23 protein-coding genes are annotated in these 19,160 nt (G+C 60.9%); 10 read left to right on the top strand and 13 right to left on the bottom strand.

The window, feature by feature from the left end; translation table 11 throughout:
* Positions 1–322 precede the first annotated feature (322 nt).
* Genes ACIQTW_RS21150 through ACIQTW_RS21140 form a run of 3 tightly spaced genes read left to right on the top strand, consistent with a single transcriptional unit; the run spans position 323 to position 3,027 of the window.
* Positions 323–454 carry a hypothetical protein gene (locus tag ACIQTW_RS21150; RefSeq protein ID WP_402941282.1) on the top strand — a complete coding sequence of 44 codons (132 nt, stop codon included), beginning with the start codon at positions 323–325 and terminating at the stop codon, positions 452–454.
* Complete coding sequence (locus ACIQTW_RS21145) at positions 451–1,476, top strand: agmatine/peptidylarginine deiminase (RefSeq protein ID WP_402941279.1); 1,026 nt, start codon at positions 451–453, stop codon at positions 1,474–1,476. Before ACIQTW_RS21150 ends, ACIQTW_RS21145 begins: the two co-directional genes overlap by 4 nt.
* Positions 1,477–1,488: 12 nt before the next feature.
* Positions 1,489–3,027, top strand: coding sequence for an APC family permease (locus ACIQTW_RS21140; RefSeq protein ID WP_402941277.1), 1,539 nt, complete (start codon positions 1,489–1,491; stop codon positions 3,025–3,027).
* A gap of 112 nt (positions 3,028–3,139) precedes the next feature.
* Here the strand turns inward: ACIQTW_RS21140 and ACIQTW_RS21135 are convergent, their stop codons facing one another.
* The 3 genes from ACIQTW_RS21135 to ACIQTW_RS21125 all read right to left on the bottom strand — a co-directional run bounded on the left by ACIQTW_RS21135 (position 3,140) and on the right by ACIQTW_RS21125 (position 4,546).
* Positions 3,140–3,685 carry a hypothetical protein gene (locus tag ACIQTW_RS21135; RefSeq protein ID WP_402941274.1) on the bottom strand — a complete coding sequence of 182 codons (546 nt, stop codon included), beginning with the start codon at positions 3,683–3,685 and terminating at the stop codon, positions 3,140–3,142.
* A gap of 216 nt (positions 3,686–3,901) precedes the next feature.
* Positions 3,902–4,204 (bottom strand): DUF4193 domain-containing protein, encoded by a 303-nt coding sequence (locus ACIQTW_RS21130; RefSeq protein ID WP_017199882.1) that lies wholly within the window; start codon positions 4,202–4,204, stop codon positions 3,902–3,904.
* Between the two features lie 126 nt (positions 4,205–4,330).
* On the bottom strand, positions 4,331–4,546 hold the full coding sequence (locus tag ACIQTW_RS21125; protein WP_402941272.1) for a hypothetical protein: 216 nt from the start codon (positions 4,544–4,546) through the stop codon (positions 4,331–4,333).
* Between the two features lie 249 nt (positions 4,547–4,795).
* On the opposite strand from ACIQTW_RS21125, the gene ACIQTW_RS21120 reads away from it, so the two are divergent.
* Positions 4,796–5,395, top strand: a complete 600-nt coding sequence (locus tag ACIQTW_RS21120; RefSeq protein ID WP_402941269.1) for a lysostaphin resistance A-like protein — start codon at positions 4,796–4,798, stop codon at positions 5,393–5,395.
* A 214-nt stretch (positions 5,396–5,609) separates the two neighbouring features.
* On the opposite strand, the gene ACIQTW_RS21115 is transcribed toward ACIQTW_RS21120, so the two are convergent.
* The 8 genes from ACIQTW_RS21115 to ACIQTW_RS21080 all read right to left on the bottom strand — a co-directional run bounded on the left by ACIQTW_RS21115 (position 5,610) and on the right by ACIQTW_RS21080 (position 13,309).
* Positions 5,610–6,107 carry a DUF805 domain-containing protein gene (locus tag ACIQTW_RS21115; protein ID WP_402941266.1) on the bottom strand — a complete coding sequence of 166 codons (498 nt, stop codon included), beginning with the start codon at positions 6,105–6,107 and terminating at the stop codon, positions 5,610–5,612.
* 181 nt (positions 6,108–6,288) lie between these two features.
* Positions 6,289–6,759 (bottom strand): DUF3237 domain-containing protein, encoded by a 471-nt coding sequence (locus ACIQTW_RS21110; protein WP_402941264.1) that lies wholly within the window; start codon positions 6,757–6,759, stop codon positions 6,289–6,291.
* Entirely contained in the window at positions 6,756–8,306 is a 1,551-nt protein-coding gene (gene menE / locus ACIQTW_RS21105) for an o-succinylbenzoate--CoA ligase (RefSeq protein ID WP_402941262.1), read from the bottom strand. Before menE ends, ACIQTW_RS21110 begins: the two co-directional genes overlap by 4 nt.
* 12 nt (positions 8,307–8,318) lie before the next feature.
* The gene (locus ACIQTW_RS21100; RefSeq protein ID WP_402941259.1) at positions 8,319–9,644 is read right to left on the bottom strand and encodes an MFS transporter; all 1,326 of its coding nucleotides are present in this window, start codon (positions 9,642–9,644) and stop codon (positions 8,319–8,321) included.
* 76 nt (positions 9,645–9,720) lie between these two features.
* Positions 9,721–10,176 carry a MaoC family dehydratase gene (locus ACIQTW_RS21095; protein ID WP_402941257.1) on the bottom strand — a complete coding sequence of 152 codons (456 nt, stop codon included), beginning with the start codon at positions 10,174–10,176 and terminating at the stop codon, positions 9,721–9,723.
* Between the two features lie 43 nt (positions 10,177–10,219).
* Positions 10,220–11,434, bottom strand: a complete 1,215-nt coding sequence (locus ACIQTW_RS21090; protein ID WP_402941287.1) for an acyl-CoA dehydrogenase family protein — start codon at positions 11,432–11,434, stop codon at positions 10,220–10,222.
* A 13-nt stretch (positions 11,435–11,447) separates the two neighbouring features.
* A complete protein-coding gene (locus tag ACIQTW_RS21085) occupies positions 11,448–12,338 on the bottom strand; it encodes an amidohydrolase family protein (RefSeq protein ID WP_402941254.1) in 891 nt (296 codons plus the stop codon).
* Between the two features lie 2 nt (positions 12,339–12,340).
* Complete coding sequence (locus tag ACIQTW_RS21080) at positions 12,341–13,309, bottom strand: SDR family NAD(P)-dependent oxidoreductase (protein ID WP_402941251.1); 969 nt, start codon at positions 13,307–13,309, stop codon at positions 12,341–12,343.
* 139 nt (positions 13,310–13,448) lie between these two features.
* Between ACIQTW_RS21080 and ACIQTW_RS21075 the strand changes: the two genes are divergently transcribed.
* The 3 genes from ACIQTW_RS21075 (at position 13,449) to ACIQTW_RS21065 (ending at position 15,043) form a co-directional block, all read left to right on the top strand.
* Positions 13,449–13,907, top strand: coding sequence for a MarR family winged helix-turn-helix transcriptional regulator (locus ACIQTW_RS21075; protein WP_402941248.1), 459 nt, complete (start codon positions 13,449–13,451; stop codon positions 13,905–13,907).
* Between the two features lie 132 nt (positions 13,908–14,039).
* Complete coding sequence (locus ACIQTW_RS21070; RefSeq protein WP_402941246.1) at positions 14,040–14,258, top strand: hypothetical protein; 219 nt, start codon at positions 14,040–14,042, stop codon at positions 14,256–14,258.
* Positions 14,259–14,311: 53 nt separating this feature from the next.
* On the top strand, positions 14,312–15,043 hold the full coding sequence (locus ACIQTW_RS21065; RefSeq protein WP_402941243.1) for a DUF72 domain-containing protein: 732 nt from the start codon (positions 14,312–14,314) through the stop codon (positions 15,041–15,043).
* 5 nt (positions 15,044–15,048) lie between these two features.
* Here the strand turns inward: ACIQTW_RS21065 and ACIQTW_RS21060 are convergent, their stop codons facing one another.
* On the bottom strand, positions 15,049–15,510 hold the full coding sequence (locus ACIQTW_RS21060) for a GatB/YqeY domain-containing protein (RefSeq protein ID WP_402941240.1): 462 nt from the start codon (positions 15,508–15,510) through the stop codon (positions 15,049–15,051).
* Positions 15,511–15,766: 256 nt separating this feature from the next.
* Between ACIQTW_RS21060 and ACIQTW_RS21055 the strand changes: the two genes are divergently transcribed.
* A complete protein-coding gene (locus ACIQTW_RS21055) occupies positions 15,767–16,051 on the top strand; it encodes a DUF3040 domain-containing protein (protein WP_402941237.1) in 285 nt (94 codons plus the stop codon).
* Here ACIQTW_RS21055 and ACIQTW_RS21050 read toward each other — a convergent pair.
* Positions 16,037–17,332: an NAD(P)/FAD-dependent oxidoreductase gene (locus tag ACIQTW_RS21050; RefSeq protein WP_402941235.1), complete on the bottom strand. Its 1,296-nt coding sequence runs from the start codon at positions 17,330–17,332 to the stop codon at positions 16,037–16,039. The two genes, ACIQTW_RS21055 and ACIQTW_RS21050, sit on opposite strands and share 15 nt — an antisense overlap.
* A 123-nt stretch (positions 17,333–17,455) precedes the next feature.
* Here ACIQTW_RS21050 and ACIQTW_RS21045 point away from each other — a divergent pair, with 123 nt between their 5' ends.
* Positions 17,456–18,241, top strand: coding sequence for a histidine phosphatase family protein (locus ACIQTW_RS21045; protein ID WP_402941233.1), 786 nt, complete (start codon positions 17,456–17,458; stop codon positions 18,239–18,241).
* Positions 18,225–19,142, top strand: a complete 918-nt coding sequence (locus tag ACIQTW_RS21040) for an NAD(P)H-hydrate dehydratase (RefSeq protein WP_402941231.1) — start codon at positions 18,225–18,227, stop codon at positions 19,140–19,142. Before ACIQTW_RS21045 ends, ACIQTW_RS21040 begins: the two co-directional genes overlap by 17 nt.
* The last annotated feature ends 18 nt before the right edge of the window (positions 19,143–19,160 follow it).

The raw sequence follows: 19,160 nt of genomic DNA, 5'->3' as shown, positions 1-19,160 counted from the left end.
GTCTCGTCCTCCGGTATTTGCTCCATGCCCCCACTCTTCCAGCCAGCAGAAGGCGCAATAAGACAGCAATTCTCCTATGTGGAAAACCAACCAGCCCGCCCCGCCCTGCCCCCTGCCCCCGCCCTTGTCCGTGCGGCTCACCCCGTCAACCGCTCGCGGAGCGAACGAACGCGGGACCTGCCGGCGCGACCCGCGCTCCGAGGAACGCACGCCGGTCACAAAAGAGCGGTTCCAGATCGCGTCTTGCGCTGAAGGGTGACTCCGGTCATACTAAATGAACGCTATTCATTTAGTGACAGTCGTCTCACGGAGTAAAACCCCCATGATTGAAATCAGACACCTGGAAGCCCCAACTTCCATCGCCAACCGCCCGGCGTCGGATGTTCGCCCGGCCGGACTGGTCCACCCCAACGCCAAGCCAGGCGCAAAACCAACCCAGGCAGCTACCGCGTGAGCGCCTGGCGCATGCCATCGGAAACGGCTCCGCAAGACCGCGTCTGGATGGCCTTCCCCACGGGCGGGTACACCCTGGGTGACACCGAAGAAGAGGCCCACGCGGCACGTACCACTTGGGCGACGGTGGCCAACGCCATCATTGAATTCGAGCCCGTCACCATGGTGGTATCGCCGGACGACGTCGACACAGCCGCGCGCTATCTGGACCCACGCGTGGAGGTAATTACCGCTGAACTCAACGATGCTTGGATGCGGGACATCGGACCGTCATTCGTCCTGGATTCCAACAAGCAACTGGGCGCCGTGGACTGGATCTTCAACGGCTGGGGCGCTCAGGCCTGGGCTAAGTGGGATAAGGACTCGCTCATTGCCGAGGACATCAGCGGCCGCGCCAACGCCCAGCACCTCCCTTCGGGGATCGTCAACGAGGGCGGCGGCATCCAGGTTGATGGGGAAGGCACCGTCCTGGTCACTGAGACTGTGCAGCTCGACCAGGGCCGCAATCCCGGCCTTACCAAGGCCGACATCGAGCAGGAACTTGCCCGCACCATCGGCGCCACCCACGTGGTGTGGCTTCCACGCGGCCTTACTCGTGACTCCGAAAAGTTCGGCACCCGCGGCCACGTAGACATTGTGGCCGCGATTCCGGGCCCGGGCACCCTTCTGGTCCATTCCCAGCAGAACCCCGAGCACCCCGATTACAAGGTCTCCCGCGAGATTATCGACTTCCTGCGGACCACCCATGACGCAGCCGGCCGGGACTGGAACATCATCGAAGTTCCCGCCCCGGAAACCCTTAGCGACGACGAGGGGTTTGTGGACTACAGCTACATCAACCACCTTGTGGTCAACGGCGGTGTTATCGCCTGCACTTTCAACGACCCCATGGACGAGAAAGCACTCCGCATTCTCGCCGACGCCTACCCCGAACGCCGCGTAGTCGGTATTGACGCGCGCGAGCTCTTCGCACGGGGCGGCGGTATCCACTGCATTACCCAGCAGCAGCCTTCGGCCATCTAGAAAGGGCCTCACATGAGCCAGACAATCCGCCGCAGCGGCAATGAAGCTGCAGAGTCGCACGACATCAGCGGCAAGGGACTGAAGACGGGGCAGTTGGGGCTCCTCGCCGTCGTCGTTCTTGGCATTTCAACCATCGCCCCGGCGTACACGCTTACCGGTGCGCTTGGTCCAACCGTTAATGAAGTCGGGCTCCAGTTGCCCGTCATTTTCCTGATCGGGTTCATCCCGATGATCCTCGTATCGCTGGCCTACCGGGAGCTCAACGCCGACTCCCCGGACAGCGGCACCACCTTCACGTGGGTCACCAAGGCTTTCGGTCCGTGGGTGGGCTGGATGGGTGGTTGGGGCTTGCTCGCAGCCAACATCATTGTCCTCTCCAACCTGGCCGGCGTCGCCGTGGACTTCTTCTACCTGTTCCTGGCCCAGGCCACGGGCTCCCCCGAGCTCGCCGACCTCGCCTCAAACAAGCTGCTCAACGTTGCCACATGCTTCGTTTTCGTGGCCCTTGCCGTCTGGGTGAGCTACCGCGGACTGCACACCACCAAGATCGTCCAGTACGGCCTGGTGGGATTCCAGTTGCTGGTACTCGGGATGTTCGTCGTCATGGCGTTCGCCAACTGGTCCACGTCCGAAACCGCTGTTCCGTTCAGCTGGGACTGGTTCGACGTCACCAAGATAGAGACCTTTGGGCAGATTGCTGCCGGCATCTCGTTGTCGATCTTTGTCTATTGGGGCTGGGACGTCTGCCTCACTGTGAACGAGGAAACCGCCAACGGCAAGAAAACCGCCGGCCTCGCCGGAACCCTGACCGCCGTGATCGTCTTGGGCATCTACCTCCTGATCACCATCGCGACGTTGATGTTCGCAGGCGTCGGAGACACCGGAATCGGCCTGAACAACGAAGAAAACCACGCCAACGTCTTCACCGCACTGGCGTCACCGGTGATGGGCCCGTTCGCAATCCTCATGTCACTCGCAGTTCTCTCCAGCTCTGCGGCGTCCCTGCAGTCCACGTTCACCTCGCCTTCGCGCAGCCTGTTGGCAATGGCCCACTACGGCGCCCTGCCGGAGCGTTTCAGCCACATGAGCAAGAAGTTCTCGACGCCGGGCTTCGCCACCATTGCGGCCGGCGTCCTATCCGCGGGCTTCTATGCGGTGATGCACGTGATCAGTGAGAACGTCCTGAACGACACCATCCTGGCCTTGGGCCTGATGATCTGCTTCTACTACGGACTCACAGCCATCGCCTGCGTCTGGTACTTCCGCAACAGCGTGTTCTCCAGCGCCAGGAACTTCTTCCTGCGGCTCGTATGCCCGCTGATCGGTGGCGTAGGCCTGTTCGTGGTGTTCCTGCAGACAGCCGTGGACAGCTGGGCTCCGGAGTTCGGCAGCGGCTCGGAGATCTTCGGCGTGGGGCTCGTGTTTGTCCTGGGCATCGGGATCCTGGCCTTGGGTGCCGTGGTCATGCTGATCATGTCCCGTGTTCGGCCCGGGTTCTTCCGCGGCGAGACCATCCGGAAGGATACGCCGGCCTTGGTAGTTCCGGAGTAAAGCGCGGCCCGAGTTCGCCTTCCACCGAGTTCGTGGGAAAGCGGCGAGTTCGCAGGGAAGATTCCCGCGAACTCGCCGCTTTCCGTGTTTTGGGGAGTAGCGGCAGCGCTTTCTACCAGCGGTGGGCCACATCCACTACAAGGCGCGAACCGCCGTCGGGCCCATCCAAAATGAAGACCCGGAACGGAAGGCGGGCCCGGACGCCCAGCCCGATGCTCGTGGTGCCCTCAAAGCTGCCCGCGTAAACCACCTGCCGGAACGTCTGGTACCCGGAAACGTTGGACAGTTCGGCCTTGGCTGCCGGTTCGTAGGTCGGCTGGCTGTACTGGTTGTACGACGGCGCCGTCACCATCACTTGAAGATCCGCATCCCCCAGCACAGGGATGGGGTAGCCAGTGGCGTCCTGGGTCAACACCGGAACGTACTGAACCACGTAACCGGCTACCTTTCCGGTCATGTCAATCACCAACCGGTCATAGCAGGGCTGTTGACCCGTGCGAACATTGGTGACATTGGCGGAGCTCCAGTCGAGGTCAGCCTTGGCCATGGAACCCCACGAAATACCGCAGTATGTTGCTGCCGAGGCTGGCCCCGGCGCCACCAGACCGAGCCCGGCAGCTGCCAGGACCGCTGCCAAACCCGCTCCAAATTTCCTCATTTTTTGTGCCCCCTTCAGGCGAAGTTGATACTTCAACAGTAGGAGTGCGAAGGGGGCTTTGGGTCGGTTGTGGCCGCTTCGGAGCGCAACCGTTAAATGGGCGCCTGTGTGGTCACAAGAGGGTCATTGGCGGGCAGTTTTGTGGGCGTTTTGTGGTTGCCCAGGGGCTCTTGGAGCACGTGTTCGTAACCCAAGATAACGAGACCCAGGCGTTACTTAGCCTTCACAGTCCTTGCAGTACTTAAGACCGTTCTTTTCCAGCGCGATCTGGGACCTGTGGCGGACCAGGAAGCAGGAGCCACATGTGAATTCATCAGACTGCTCCGGAACTACAATGACGGTCAGCTCTTCACCGGAAAGGTCAGCGCCGGGAAGGTCGATTCCTTCAGCCGTATCGTTTTCCTCGACGTCGATGACCGCAGTCTGTGCAGTGTTCCCACGTGATGCCTGAAGGGCCTCAAGCGATTCAGCGGGAGACTCTTCTTCTGTCTTGCGCGGGGCATCGTAATCAGTAGCCATTGAGGGTTCGCTTTCGTTGCTGCATAGTGCCTATCTCGGCACCTCAGTGAAGCAGTTTAGGGCATGTTACACGCGATAAACGAATGGTGTGCCCAACGCGACATTCTGCAGCTTTCCAAGCGGCTTTCAGGACTCCGTGCCCGCCCTCGCGGCGTGGGCTTGGATGGCCTGCGCACTGACCACTGTGACACCGCTGAGGGCCGGGAGCCACGCCAAGTCATTCATGTACCCATGCCCGTCAGCGTCCTCTTCGGCCGCGCAATCCTGGACGTAGGCGGCCTCGATCCAGGCCGCAATGGTGGTACCGACTGAGGTGGCCAGCGAGGTCAGAGATCCGATCATGCGGCAACGATAGCCACCCTGGGTTTGGGGGCAGTTTCCGGGTGATCACGAGCTTGTTAATTACTCGGCTAGGCTCGCATGATGAACACTCGGGGGATGCTGTTGCCAACTGATTCTGTTAACTATGTTGGGGCAACTTCCCAACCACCCCCTATATCACTAAAACAGGCCTTTTGGGCCTTAATGTGGATCGCTGTGTACGTTGCCGCAGTCGGCCTCGCGGTGGTTTCAGCAGGACTGTCGGGTCTCGTGCATTTCATAGAAGAAATCGCTGTTCCTGTCATCCTCGGAGGGGCAACAGCAGCCGCAATGCTGGCGACATACATACATTTGATTCGCAGAAACCACCTCACGCCAGGCATGCTCGGATTCCGACGCCTTGACGCCCGCATGCTGCACTTACTTTGGCAGATTCCGGCAGCTATCCTGGCTTCCGCCTGCGCCCAGGGTCTCTTCCTGGCAGGTCTCAGCTTCTTGGGTGTGGATAGTACTGCGGCCAATTCCTCAAACGGTGCGCTAAGCCGGATTGGCGCACTTCCGGCACCGCTGATTGGCCTGACCGTCCTCATGGTTGCCGTGTTGACTCCTCTTTGGGAAGAAGTCCTCTTCCGGGGAGCGTTCCTTAGCGGGTTGACACAACGTTGCAGGCCCTTTGCAGCCGTGGCAATATCAGCGGCAATCTTTGCCGCTGTCCACCTGGTCCTGTTGACCTTCGTTTATCTCTTTATGCTCGGTGTCGCCCTTGCGCTCCTGAAAAGATTCCACCAAAACCTCTGGGCACCCGTACTTCTGCACTCCGTCAACAACGCTTTGGTGCTGCTTATCATCTTGTCGGCTGCGCAAAACTAGCCACTCTGTAAAGCCCGCTCCACGATGTACTGCTTGTTGGCAAGTTCCCTCGCCACCGCCACGCCAATGATGCCGGCACCCACCACGGCGCAACGCTTGATGGTCCTCATCTGTGAAGGGTTGGACATGGCACTTGCGGGCAGGAAGGGACGGCAAGAGGGCACGAAAAAGGGCGGCACCCTAAATGCCGCCCCTTTACTTGATGCGTAGTTGACTATGCGGTCGGCTGATCAAAACGCTGACCGGCCGGGTTGGACGGCAGGAGCGCGAAGACCAGGACAGCAAGTCCACCCACGAACGGGATAAGTCCGAGAAGCGCCAGCCAGCCACTGAAGTTGCCATCGTGCAGACGACGAACCAACAGTGCGATGGACGGGATAAGGACCGCCAGGTAGAAGGCGAAAATGAGGATGAGGCCGACGACGGCCCCGGGACCTGGAACCGTGCTGGTTCCATCGGCGCTGACAGTTGCTCCTGCGGCACCGAGAATGCCGGTGAGGATTTGCAGGACGATCCCGATGACGCCCAATGCAAGGGCGACCCACCAGTATTCGCTGCGGCTGGCGCGGCCACTAAATGCTGTGTACTTCTTGAAGAAACGCTTTACCGCGGCGCCGATCGGGGCGCCGTAGTACGGAGCCCACAGCGGCGGCTCGCCGGCCTGTGCACCGTACTGCTCGGTCTGTTGCGGTTGTTGCGGGTATGTGCTCATTGGTATATCCCCCGGGTTAGGTGTGAGTTGTGACGAAGCGTCTTACTCAGAGTGAGTCGTGCTTATCGTAATGCCCCAACAGCGAATTAGGCAGTTCGATGGAGGAAATTAACCCGGATTTAGCTTGGTAACGGAATATTTCGTCCCGGCCCGCCTTTTTGGAACAGCATCTTCCGTTGCTCTAGCCGACTGTGAAGATGTCGATTTCCACCGCATCCGGGCGGCGCCGCCCCGTTCCCACCGCAATCGTGTGGTTTAGCCAGGCCCATTCCGGTGTGGCAGTGGAAAGCCGCGGGGTACACCGGAAATAGATCAATCCGGGGTCCACATCTTCTCCCCTGTTAAGCCGGGCAAGGTCCTCCGCGGCCCCGTGGCGGAGAGCCACGTTATGTACGTAAACCACGGCTCCACCATCGAGCTCAAGGGCGTACCTCGCATCCAGCGTCGTCAGTTCGGCACTTCGGAGAATTTGGTAGTCCGCCCCTGCCGGCATTACACGCCCTTGTAACTGTGGCCCGGTTACTGTGCCCCCCATGATGGGCACGATCCGTCGGTGTCCCTCCGGAGTGATACCGGCATCAATTGGTTCACCTACGTCGACTTTCAAGGTGGCCAGGAACGTCAGCGTGGGCGGCTCCGGGATGGTCCTCACCGGGCGTATTGCTTTCGAAGGTCCATCTTCCGGATTTTCCCGCTGGCTGTTCGTGGCATCTCCTCGACGAACACCACTGACTTGGGAATCTTGTACCTCGCCAGCCGGCCATCAAGATGCGAGCGCAGCTGTTCCTCCGTCAGGGATTCACCCTCACGCAAAGTGACTATTGCGCGCGGCACTTCTCCCCATTTCTCGTCATCAACTCCGATCACGGCTACGCTCCCTACAGCGGGCAACTCCGCAATGGCAGCCTCCACCTCGGCCGGGTAGATGTTCTCCCCACCGGAAATGATCATGTCCTTGATCCGGTCGGAGACGAACAGGAAGCCTTCGCTATCCTGGTAGCCCATGTCACCGGAGCGGAACCACGACGCATCGGAATAGCTTTCGGCGGTGGCCTCCGGCCGGTTCCAGTACTCCTTGATCACGTTGGGGCCGGAGATTTGGATCTCCCCCACCTCCCCCGGGCCGGTAACGCCGCCCAGGGGATCGGCAATCCGCACGTCCGTAAAGAAGTGCGGCAGCCCGGCAGAGCCAGCCTTCTCCTTGGACGCCGAAACTGGCAACATTGTGGCCCCGGGCGCGGTTTCAGTCATGCCGTAGCAGCTGGTAAACCCGATGCCGCGCTGCTCGTACGCGTCCAGCACCCTCTGCGGAACTGCGGAACCGCCGCAGGTGAGCTTGTCCAAGGACGTAAGGTCCGCCGTCGACCATCCGGGATGGTCACAGAGCATTTGGAACGTGGTTGGGACGCCGTTGAGCGTGGTGACCTTGTGCTGCCCCACCAGTTCCAGTACGCGGCCGGCGTCGAACTTGGATTCAAGCACCACCGTTGCGCCCTTGAGCAGCATCGGAAGCAGGCCCATATCCAGGGACGCTACGTGGAACAGCGGCGAAATCATGAGCGCCACGTCGTTGCGGTTCAGGTCCATGTCCACCACCGTGTTGATGCAGTTCCAGGTGATGTTTCCGTGGGTGAGGAGCGCCCCCTTGGGCTTGCCGGTGGTACCTGAGGTGTAGAGGATCATGGCGGCGTCGTCCAGCGTTACGGCTTCATCCGGCAGTGTCGCAGATTCGGCCTCAAGCACCTCGCCATAATGCCCGACGCCGGATGGCAGCTTGAGAGCGGACGTCTCAGTGACGTCGTCGGGCACCACCACAAGACGGTGGGTTACCTCTGTGTCCAGGGAGGATGCGGTGGCTACGGTCTCCAAGGCAGCTGAACTGACCATGAGCCGCGCGCCTGAGTCCTGCAGTTGAAACTGCAGCTCAGGGGCCGCTAAACGAGTGTTGAGCGGGACGAACACCGCGCCGATCAGTCCGCAGGCGAAGAACGTCTCCACAAAAGACGGGTCATTCTCGCCGAGGTAAGCCACCCTGTCCCCCTTGGCCACTCCCCTGCCCTTGAGGGCGTTGGCCAGGCGGTCGGTCCTGTCTGCGAGGTCCGCGTAGCTCAAAGTCTTCCCACCGGAAATGACAGCCGTTTTGGTCCCGGACTTGATCCGGCGCCGGTGCAGCCAGGATCCAACTCCGTTGTTGTCCATGGTGCGGTACTCCTAACTGACCGTAGAAAGGTCGTTGTTCTTAGACTCCCGCGTCAGCAGGATGAAGACAATCGATACCAGCGACATGACGGACAGGAACACCACCACCGGGACGATGCTCTGGCCGGCGTCCTTGTAGAGTCCGGCAACGATTCCCGGGGTGAAACCAGCACCGATCAGGGTTGCCAACTGGTAACCAACGGCAGCACCGGTATAGCGGTTGGTGGTGCCGAACTGCTCGGAAACGAACGCTGCCAGCGGTCCGTAAAGGGAAGAATGCAGGATCAGCGCCACTGTGAAAGCCAGGAAGACCAAGGCGATGCTGCCGGAGCTAAGCATCCCGAACATCGGGAACAGGTAAAGGATGAACAATGCCAGGCCGGTAACCATGACAGGGCGGCGTCCGAAGCGATCAGAGAGCCTGCCGCCCAGGAGGACGAACAGGATGGAGATGGCCGAGGCGCCTGCAAATGCATAGAGCACGCCCTGCTGAGGTGCGCCCTTGGATACTGCATAGGTCACTGAGAACGTGGGCAGCACTACCTGCAGGCCGAATCCGGCGGCACCGGCAAACATGATCATGATGAGCGCCTTGGGACGCTTCAGCACTTCCAGCAGCGGGATCTTGCGTTTGCTGGCTTGGGAACTTTCCTTGGCGACAGCTTCGGCGAAGATCGGGCTCTCGGAAACCCGCAGCCTGACGAACATGCCCACGATCAAAAGCACGAAGGACAACAGGAACGGCACACGCCAGCCCCAGGCCAAGAACGCGTCCTGAGGAAGGGCCGAGAAGATTCCCATCACCACGGTGCCGAGCACTGCGCCCGTCGGGGCACCGGCGTTCACGAATGACGCCGCGAAGCCACGCCGCTTGGGATCCGAATGCTCTAAAGCCATGAGTGCGGCCCCACCCCATTCACCGCCGACGGCGATTCCCTGGCAGACACGCAGGACCACCAGAATCACGGCACCCCAAGGACCGATGACGTTGGCTCCGGGAATCAGGCCAATCAACGTGGAGGCAATACCCATCATCGCCATGGAGATGATCAGCATGCCCTTGCGGCCGATCCTGTCGCCGAAGTGCCCGAAGATGATGCCACCCAAAGGGCGGGCAACATAGCCGGCAGCGAAGGTGGCATACGCGGCCACGACGCCCACCCACTCATCAGTACCGGCGAAAAACACCTTGGGGAAGGCTACCGCTGCAGCCGTTGCGTACAGCAGGAAGTCGTAGAACTCGATGGTGCTGCCCAGATAGCTGGACATGATGACCGTGCGCGCCTCTTTGCGCTTTGCGGCCGTGCTCGACGGTGCGAGCGCAGTGTGTCCTGACATGGCTGTTCCTTGGGAGAGGAGGGAAGGGATTGGGGATTTTGCTTGTAGAAACCGTTCCTACTTGTAGAAAAGGTTCCTACTTGTAGAAACGGGCCAGGAACTCGGCGACGACGGCGGGACGCTCCTGGCCTTCAATTTCGATGGTGGCGTTCACCTTGATCTGGGCGCCGCCTTTGACTTCGGTAACCTCAGCGATGGCGCCCTGCATACGGACCTTGGAGCCGACCTTGACCGGGGATGTAAAGCGGACTTTGTCCAGGCCGTAGTTGACCTTGGTAGTCACGCCGTCCACGTCGAAGAGTTCTCCCCAGAACGGGATGATGAGGGACAGTGTGAGGAAGCCATGTGCGATCGGGGCTCCAAAGGGACCCTCCTTGGCGCGTTCAGGATCGGTGTGGATCCACTGCTGGTCATCCGTCGCATCGGCGAAAAGGTTGATCTGCTGCTGGGTGATCTCACGGTAATCAGTGGTGCCAAGGTCTTTGCCGGACATGGTGAGCAGGGTGTCGAAATCGACGACGAGATTGGGCATCGTTGCCTCCTGGTAGTTGTGGTCTTGCGGTTTGAGAAAGGGATTAGCGGGCGAACGCACTCTCGCTTGTTAGGGCACGGCCGATGATGAGGGCGTTGATCTCGTGGGTGCCTTCGTACGAATAGACGGCTTCCGCATCGGCATGGAAACGCGCGACGTCGGCGGCGAGAGTGATGCCGTTACCGCCTACCACTTCGCGGGCAAGGGCTACGGTTTCGCGCATCATCAGGCTTGTCTGCATCTTGGCCAGGGCCGAATCTTGGTCCCTATAGATCCCCCGGTCCTGCTGTTCGGTGAGCCGAACCACCAGCGAGAGTGATGCGGTGATGTTTCCAAGCATCCGTGCCAGCTTTTCCTGCACGAGTTGGAAGGATCCCAGCGAGCGGCCGAACTGCCGGCGTTCTTTGACGTACGCCAACGCAGCCTCGAACGCGCCGGCCTGGATGCCGGTGGCGATCCACGCAACGTCGGAGCGCATCGCGCGCAGCATTGCGGCCACGTCCTTGAACGAAGTCACGTTATGCAAGCGCATGGCCTCGGGAACCCTTACGGTGTTGAGCGCGATGTGGGCATTCTGCATCATCCGCAGCGAGGTCTTTCCCTGGATTTTCTCCAAGCTGACACCGGCAGCAGTTCGGTCCACGAGGAACGCCTTGACCTGTCCGTCGGCGGCGTCGCGGGCGAACACACACAACACGTCGGCTGTAGAAGCACCTCCAATCCACCGCTTCGCGCCATCCAAAACCCAAGTGCCGCCGTCGGAGTCTTTTTCGAAGCGGGCGATCGTGGACAGTCCGCCGGCGATGTCCGAGCCGTGCTCGGGTTCAGTCAGTGAGAAGACACCCTTGAGCGAGAAGTCGATGACTTTGGGCATCCACTGCTTCTGCTGCTCCTCGGAGGCCCCCACCCGGATCGCGGTCCGGAACAGCCCTGCCTGCGCTGTGTACCAGGTGGCCAACGATGCGTCCGTGCGGGCGAGTTCGAAGATCCGGAAGCCGTGGTAAATCCCCCTTGCGGGTGCCTCGAAGGTAAGGTCAGCCGGTTCCATCAGTTCAAGGTCGATCAAAGGTTGCACGAGTTGTTCCGGGAACTCACCACGCTCCCAGTACTCGGCCAACAAGGGCCTTGCCTCGGCGTCCAGGAAATTTCGCAGCCGGCCCAACACCTGGCGTTCATCAGTGGTCAGCAGCGCTTCGGCGTCGTACCAATCCGCCGCGGAGTACAGCCGCTGGTCCACACCCGCCGCCGTCGCGCTCACCGTAGTGGTCACTTCAACCACCCAACCCGAGCAGCCGGACAGCGTTGTCCTTGAGAATCCTGGGCCGCACTTCATCCTTGAGTGGCAGGTCAGCGAACGCACCGAGCCACTTCTGCGGCGTGATCAGCGGGAAGTCCGTACCGAACATCACCTTGTCCTGCAGCGCCGAATTGCATAGACGAACCAGCGATTCCGGGAAGTACTTCGGTGACCAGCCGGACAGGTCAATGAACACGTTGGACTTGTGCGTCGCGATGGAGTTCGCCTCGTCCTGCCACGGTACAGAAGGGTGGGCCATGATGATCTGCAACCCCGGGAAGTCAGCGGCCACAGCATCCAGCAACAGAGGGTTCGAGTACGCGAGCTTGATCCCGTACCCGCCCGGAAGGCCCGCACCCATACCGTTCTGGCCCGTATGGAAAATACACGGAAGCCCCAGTTCCTGGAGGGTTTCCCAGAGCGGGTAGAACGTCTCGTTGGAGGGGTCAAAGCCCTGCAGCGACGGGTGGAACTTGAACCCACGGGCACCAAGTTCAACAGCCTGATGCTTGGCGCCGGCGATCGCGTCCTCACCCGTGCGGGGATCCACGCTCCCGAATGGAATCAACACATCGTTATTCCGCGCTGCCCCCGCGACCAGTTCCGAAATGCTGTTGGGCTCGTGCTTGAGCTGGGTCCGGGCGTCAACAGTGAAGACGACGGCGGCCATGTTCAGCTCGCGGTACACCTCGGCGATCCGGTCCAGCGACGGTGTCCGGTCCTCGGCTTTGAAATACTTTGCCGAGGCCTCCGTCAGGGCTTCCGGGAGTGAGCCATGCCCACAGCTGTCCACTTCGAGATGGACGTGCATGTCGATCGCATCCACTGCCGAGGCGTCGATGCCCAGTTCGTAGTGGTCGGCCATGATCAGCGAGCCTGCGCCGGTTCTGGGTTAGCCGCTTCAGATTTAGCCGGCTCGGGCTGCAATTCAGCGGGCAACGGCAGGAATTCCTCACCGAAGCTCTGCAATACCTGCGGACCAAACAGCGAGTCGGCGTTTTCCTTCAGTGCCTCGTAGCTCCAGCCGCCCTCACGGTATTCGGTGCTCGCCGCCGTCGGGTGCGTCCAAACCTGCAGCCGGTCACCCCCGGCACCGATCGCCTGGCCGGTAATCCCGGCAGCCGCATCTGAGGCAAGGAACGCGATCAGCCCGGCGACGTCGTCGGCCGTTCCAAAACCGAGGTCGTGACGGAAGAAGGACGGCATCGCCTCACCCCGCTCTTCCGCCTCAACAGCCTTCCGGAAGTACGGAACGGTCTTGGTCATGGCCGTAGCGGCCACCGGGATCACGGAGTTGACGGTCACGCCAGCCTTTTTCATCTCAAGGGCCCAGGTCCGAACCATGCCCACAATCCCGGCCTTTGCTGCAGCGTAGTTTGTCTGCCCGAAGTTGCCGCGCTGACCGGTGGGCGAACCGATGGTGATGATCCGGCCAGCAATGTTGTTTTCCTTGAAGTACGCGAAGGCCTCACGGACGCACGTGAACGTGCCCTTCAAGTGCACGCTGATGACCACGTCAAAATCCTCATCGGTCATCTTCAACAGGCTCTTGTCCCGCAAAATCCCGGCGTTGGTCACCAGAATGTCCAAACGGCCAAACGCGGCGATAGCGCCGGCCACCAAAGCCTTCGCCGCATCAGTACCTCCAACCGGAACCACCACGGCGGTGGCCCGGCCGCCGTCGGCCTCGATCTGCGCAACAGCCTCTGCAGCGGTCTCATCGTTCACGTCGTTAATCACGACGGCGGCACCCTGGCTGGCGAGCTCCCTCGCGTAAGCGAGTCCAAGACCCTGTCCACTTCCAGTGACGATTGCAACCTTGCCGTTCAAGCTCATGACGTGCTCCTTCGCATGCAGTTACCGGCAGGAGCCGGTGAGGCCAATCCCACTGCGTCGTGAGATCCTTGTCAGGATCAATGAGAATACGGATCATTGAAAAAGTCAACGATTGTTTTTCATTACTATTGGAGTTGTCATGGGCCCGCAGAGCATCGAAGTGGAAACCCCGCGCCTGGCCGCAGCAAAAATTGGCAGTGATGTGGGCCTGTTGCTGGCCAAACTGCATGCCACAGGGTCACTCCTGAACAACAAAGCACTGGCCGACTATGGACTCCGGGAGCGTTCTTTCTCCGTGCTGACGCTCGCGTGCAGCGGACTGGAACCCACCCAGCGTGAGCTCGCCGATTTCCTCAGCCTGGATCCGAGCCAGGTGGTCAGCCTCGTAGATGACCTCGAACACCGCGGACTGGTTAAACGAGCCCAAGGTAAGCAGGACCGCCGAGCCAAGATCATCGTCTCCACAGCCGAGGGTCGGCGGATCCACAACAAGGCACGGGCGGCATTGGAAGTGTGCGAGGAGACCCAACTCGCGGCACTAAGTGAGGAAGAGAACGTACAGCTCAGGGCGCTGCTGAAGAAGGCGCTGTGGGGTTAGGCTCGACGCCGCCGGGCCGGACGCCGGCTGCCCGAACTTAGTGCGATCGATGGACATCTGCACAGCAGCCCCTGGCTACCGTATGCACCTGTCCATATCGGTATCGGGGCGCTTCTGACAGGATCGGGGACTATGGACTTCCCTCTCTTCCACGATCCCCTGCAGGGCACCGTCACCGTTGACGCACCTGTACGTGATCCTCAAAACCACCGCCAGGCCCGTGCCACCAACCGCCCACCTCGACAGGCAACACATGGATCAAAGCCTGCGCGAGGCTCACGGCAGCGTGAGGTAGCCAAAGTCGCCGAAGACCTCCAAGCTTTGATGGCGAGGACTACCGGGCGGCGCTAGTCCTGCCAGCCACTCCTCCCCCGACTGGGGAATAACCAGCTACCATCCACTGCATGGGCATCCACATCGGCACCTCGGGCTGGAGCTACGACCATTGGGAGAACGTGCTGTATCCCCCGGGCCTTCCTGTCGCCAAGCGTCTGGCCCATTACACCGCGCGATTCAACACCGTGGAGCTGAATGCCAGCTTCTACCGATGGCCTCGCGATACGTCCTTCGCGAGTTGGAGGGAGCGGCTCCCGGCCGGCTTTGCCATGTCGGTGAAAGCGCCACGGGGCCTAACGCACGGCAAGAAACTATATGGTCCGGAAATTTGGGTAGAACGGATTGTCCGCTGCTGGCACGAACTCGGCGACAAGAGGGCGGTGCTCCTGGTTCAGCTCCCACCTGATTTTGAGCGCGACGACACACGACTCGACTACTTCCTGGCCACCGTTCCGCAGTGGATTCGCATCGCCGTCGAGTTTCGCCATGACAGCTGGGACCACCCGGACGTGTATGCCCTGCTGGAACGCCGAGGTGCTGCCTACTGCATCATGAGTGGCGCGCATCTGCCGTGCATCCTCCGGGCCACCGCACCATTTGTGTACGTTCGACTGCACGGCCCGGACCATGAGCACCTCTACGGCGGCTCTTACTCCGATGACGATCTTGGATGGTGGGCCCACCGGGTTCGGGAGTGGGACGGCGCCGGCAAGGATGTCTACGTCTACTTCAATAACGACGGTGGTGGTAACGCCGTGCGGAACGCGGAGACTTTGCGGTGGCTGCTTGGTGTCAGCTGAGCTCGCTACGCCAGGCGTCCGCGCACGATCTCGCTGACAGTCTTGCCGTCAAAACGTCCTGCAACCTTGGCGGTGACGGGTTTCATGACGGCTCCGATGGAGCGCATGGAGAGTTCCTGACCGTCAGCCTTCAGTGCCTGGATGGCGTCGTCGACGATCGCCTCTACTTCTTCCCTGGTGAGGGCCTTCGGGAGGTAAGCCTCGATGATTTCAGCCTCAGCGACTTCGGCGGCTGCACGGTCAGTTTCCCCGGCCTCCGTGTAGATGCGGGCTGTGTCCCGGCGCTTGGCCGCTTCCTTTTGGAGCAATGATGTCACCTGGGCGTCGTCCAGCTCCACCGGCGTCTTCCCGGACTTCTCGCGGGTGGTAATCTCGCCCAGCACGTTGCGGACAGTAGTAAGGGCGGTCTTGTTGCCTGCCTTCATGTGGTCGACGACGTCGGCTTTCAAGCGCTCTTTGAGTGTCATACGTTGCTCCTTGTTCGGGGTTCCTCCTGCTATCTTCCCAGCTTGGGCGCTCAAGCGGGTCTCCCTCCGCACGAACCCAGCCTCCAAAGCGTCCATACAGTCGGCAATACGAGCTCGTTGCCGCAGCCAAATTCATGCTTGAAATCTGAATAGTAAGCATGCTTAGCTTATCGAGTCACTGGAAATCAGGTTCGCCCGCGAAACCAGCTGACCCGCCAACCGCACAAAGGAGCCGTAGCGCTTAGGAGGAACTCCCATGCCACTTTCAGAAAGGGAGCGCAAAGTACTGCAGCAGCTTGAGCGCGAGCTCTTCATCCAAGACCCGGATTTGGCCCGACAATTGGAATCCGGGGTTCCCGTACGCGGCCCTGTTCAACCCCGCATCCGCGACGTCATGGCCGCCGCCGTCGGAGTGCTGTTGATCCTGCTGTCCATCCCCTTGCACGTCTTTCCGCTTGCCCTCGGTGGCATACTTCTTGTTGCCCACGCATTCCTGGCCCACAGGACGTACAAAAGCGAGTCCTCGTCAAGACTCCTTTGAAGGCAATGCCCCTGGCGGATCCTGTTCCGTTGGTTCCTTCTCAATCGGCCCGCTGACCACTACCTGTGCAGGGCTGTGGAGGAGATAACCGTTGAGCCAGGAGAACAAGGCCCGGATCTTTTGTTGAAGCCCCGACAACAGCGCGAGGTGCACCAAAAGCCAAGATAGGAAGGCAAAGATGCCTTGCAGCTGGAGGCGCTTGCGGCCCAGCTCTGCCACTGCGGCACCGCGCCCCACCATTGCCATATAGCCTTTGTCCACATAACGGAAAGGCGTCCGGCTGCCACCGCTGAGCTCCGCGAGGATGTTTTTTGCCGCCCATTTTCCGGCCTGTTGAGCGACCGAACCCAGTTGCGGCAATTTTGCGCCCGTTGAATCCGTGATGTTGGCTGCATCTCCAATGACGTAGACGCCTTCCGCATCGGGGGCAGTCAAGTCAGGACGGACATCTATACGCCCGCCTCTCCCTTGGGCAAGACCCGAACCGGCAATGAGGTCGCCCGCCTTCAGGCCCCCCGCCCACACCACGATTTGTCCGGGTACAGAACTCCCGTCCGCCAAAGTCACTCCGTCCTGCCGCACTTCAGTCACGCCCACACCCATGTGAAGTTGGACTCCCACCTTCTTCAAATGATCAGTGGCGTACCTTTGGGATTTCTTGGAGAACATGTTCAGGACACTGGGAACCATGTCCACCAGATGCACCCGACAGCGCGCCGCAAGCTCCGGCGAGAAGTACTTGCTCACAACGTATTTGACGTTTTCGGCCATTGCTCCAGCCGTTTCAACACCAGTGGGCCCGCCTCCCACCACAACTACGTCCACAGACCCGTCGGGGTTTCTGTCAGCCTGGTCCAACAACCGCGTGAGGCCGGTCCCAAGCCTCGTGGCATCCGTGACCGAATACAGCGGAAAGGCATGCTCTTCCGCGCCGGGCGTATTGAAGAAGTTCGGGACCGCCCCGACCGCGATGACCAGGATATCGGCACGCATGACGCGACCATCAGCAGTCCTGACCACTCTCTCAGCGGCGCTAACGGATTCCACTTTCGACGTCAGAACCTTGACTGTTTTGTAGCGGCGAAATACCGAACGAAGTGGCCGGGCGATGGCTGACACTCCAATTTGTGAGGTCGCCACTTGGTAAAGGAGCGGCTGGAACTGGTGATAGTTGTTCGAGTCGATCAGCAAGACGCGAACACCCTTGCGCCCAAGCTCCTTGGCTGCTGCTACGCCTGCGAATCCGGCACCGACAATGATGACTGGGTATGAGTCCTCCATGCGAGCAACTTACTTCACTCCATCTCCTGACAACAGGGTTCGCGATCGTCGTCGACCGTTTATCTTCTGGTCCGGTGGGTACGCAGTGGGTAGTGTTCTGCATTCGGCGACGCACGCGAAAGGGTGATCTTTGTGAATGAGGACGGGCTGACGGACGCAGTGCAGGAGGCCGGCGCTGTGGAGTTACTCCTGATCCGGCATGGCGAGAGCGAAGGCAACGTGGCCGCAACCGAGGCTCGTTTGGCCGGAGCCGAAGTGATTGATGTTCCAGCCAGGGACGCTGATGTGAACCTGTCGGGTACCGGAAGGGATCAGGCCAAAGCACTGGGAACGGCACTGGCCCGGATCGCCGATGAGCTCCGCCCGGATGCAGTTGTCTCCTCCCCCTATGCACGGGCCAGGCAGACCGCGGAAATCGCTGTTGAGACTGCCGGCTGGCCCGTGAAGGTGCTCACCGATGAACGCCTCCGCGACCGGGAACTGGGCATCTTGGACCGGCTTACACGTTTGGGCGTGGAGACCCGATATCCGGACGAAGCCGAGCGGCGGTTGTGGCTGGGCAAGCTCTACTACAGGCCGCCGGGCGGGGAATCGTGGGCTGACGTAGCACTCCGCCTTCGTTCAATCCTGGATGAGCTCAACACCCTGGGAACAGGGCACCGGGTGATGCTGGTCTGCCATGATGCCGTCATCCTGCTTGTCCGCTATGTTCTGGAAGGCATGTCCGAGCACGAAATTCTTGACCTTGCAGCGACCACATCAGTGCTGAATGCATCCATCACCCGGTACGTGCGGCCTTCGGGCGTTGGGCCCTGGAAGCTGGAGAGCTTCAATGTAGCCGAACACCTCACGGAACAGGGTGTCACCGTCACAGAGCACGCCGGAGACGCCAGTGTCCACCCACAGTGATTCCAGCGCCCCCACACTGGTGACACCATCGCTTCTGCGTGACTGGCCCCTGCCGGCGCCCGGAGAAGACAAATACTCACGCGGTGCAGTGTTGGTCATTGGTGGAGCCCGGGCGACCCCCGGCGCGGCTTTGCTCTCCGGGACCGCAGCCCTTCGTGCGGGTGCGGGAAAAATTACCTTGGCTGTGGCCGAATCCGTAGCGGTGCAAGTGGGAGTTGCACTGCCGGAGTGCGGCTCAATCGCCCTGCCCGAGACCGCCGAGGGGTCCGTGACAGGTGAAGGACTGGACAGGATCTCGTCGTACTTGAAACGGGCTGACGCCGTGCTGATCGGCCCGGGTTTGGATGATCCGGAACTCGCCGAATCGCTGCTGCGAGCGCTGCTGGAGCGGGAGGAACCCCGCGGTGCCACGGACGACGGCGGAGCTCCCGCCGTCGTTCTTGATGCCTATGCCTTGGGCGGGTTGGTGAAGATCGAGGATGAGTTGGGACCGTGGCGTGGCCGGCTGATCCTGACTCCGAACCCCACGGAAACCGGAATTCTTCTGGGCAGGGACGTGGAGGATCTTGGGGCTGATGTTGCTGAGGTCGCCCGGCGGTTTGATGCGGTGGTGAGTTGCCAGGGATACATCGCCGCTCCGGAGCCCGCGGAGGACTCGATGCTGTGGAAAATCACCACCGGCTACGGCGGCTTGGGGACGTCAGGCAGCGGCGATGTGTTGGCAGGGGCCATCGCCGGACTCCGTGCACGCGGTACCAGTGATGCCCAAGCCGCGTGCTGGGGCACCCATCTTCACGCGGCCGCCGCCGACCGTCTGGCCAGCAAGCTCGGCCCCTTGGGGTTCCTGGCCCGGGAGCTCGCTGACGAACTGCCGGCCCTCATGCTGGAGCTCAATACCTGACTTCCCTGGCCGCCTTTA

It is taken from the genome of Paenarthrobacter sp. NPDC090517 (assembly GCF_044769165.1).
In the GTDB taxonomy this organism is placed as follows: Bacteria; Actinomycetota; Actinomycetes; order Actinomycetales; family Micrococcaceae; genus Arthrobacter.
This window is presented reverse-complemented; position numbering and strand designations above follow the sequence as displayed.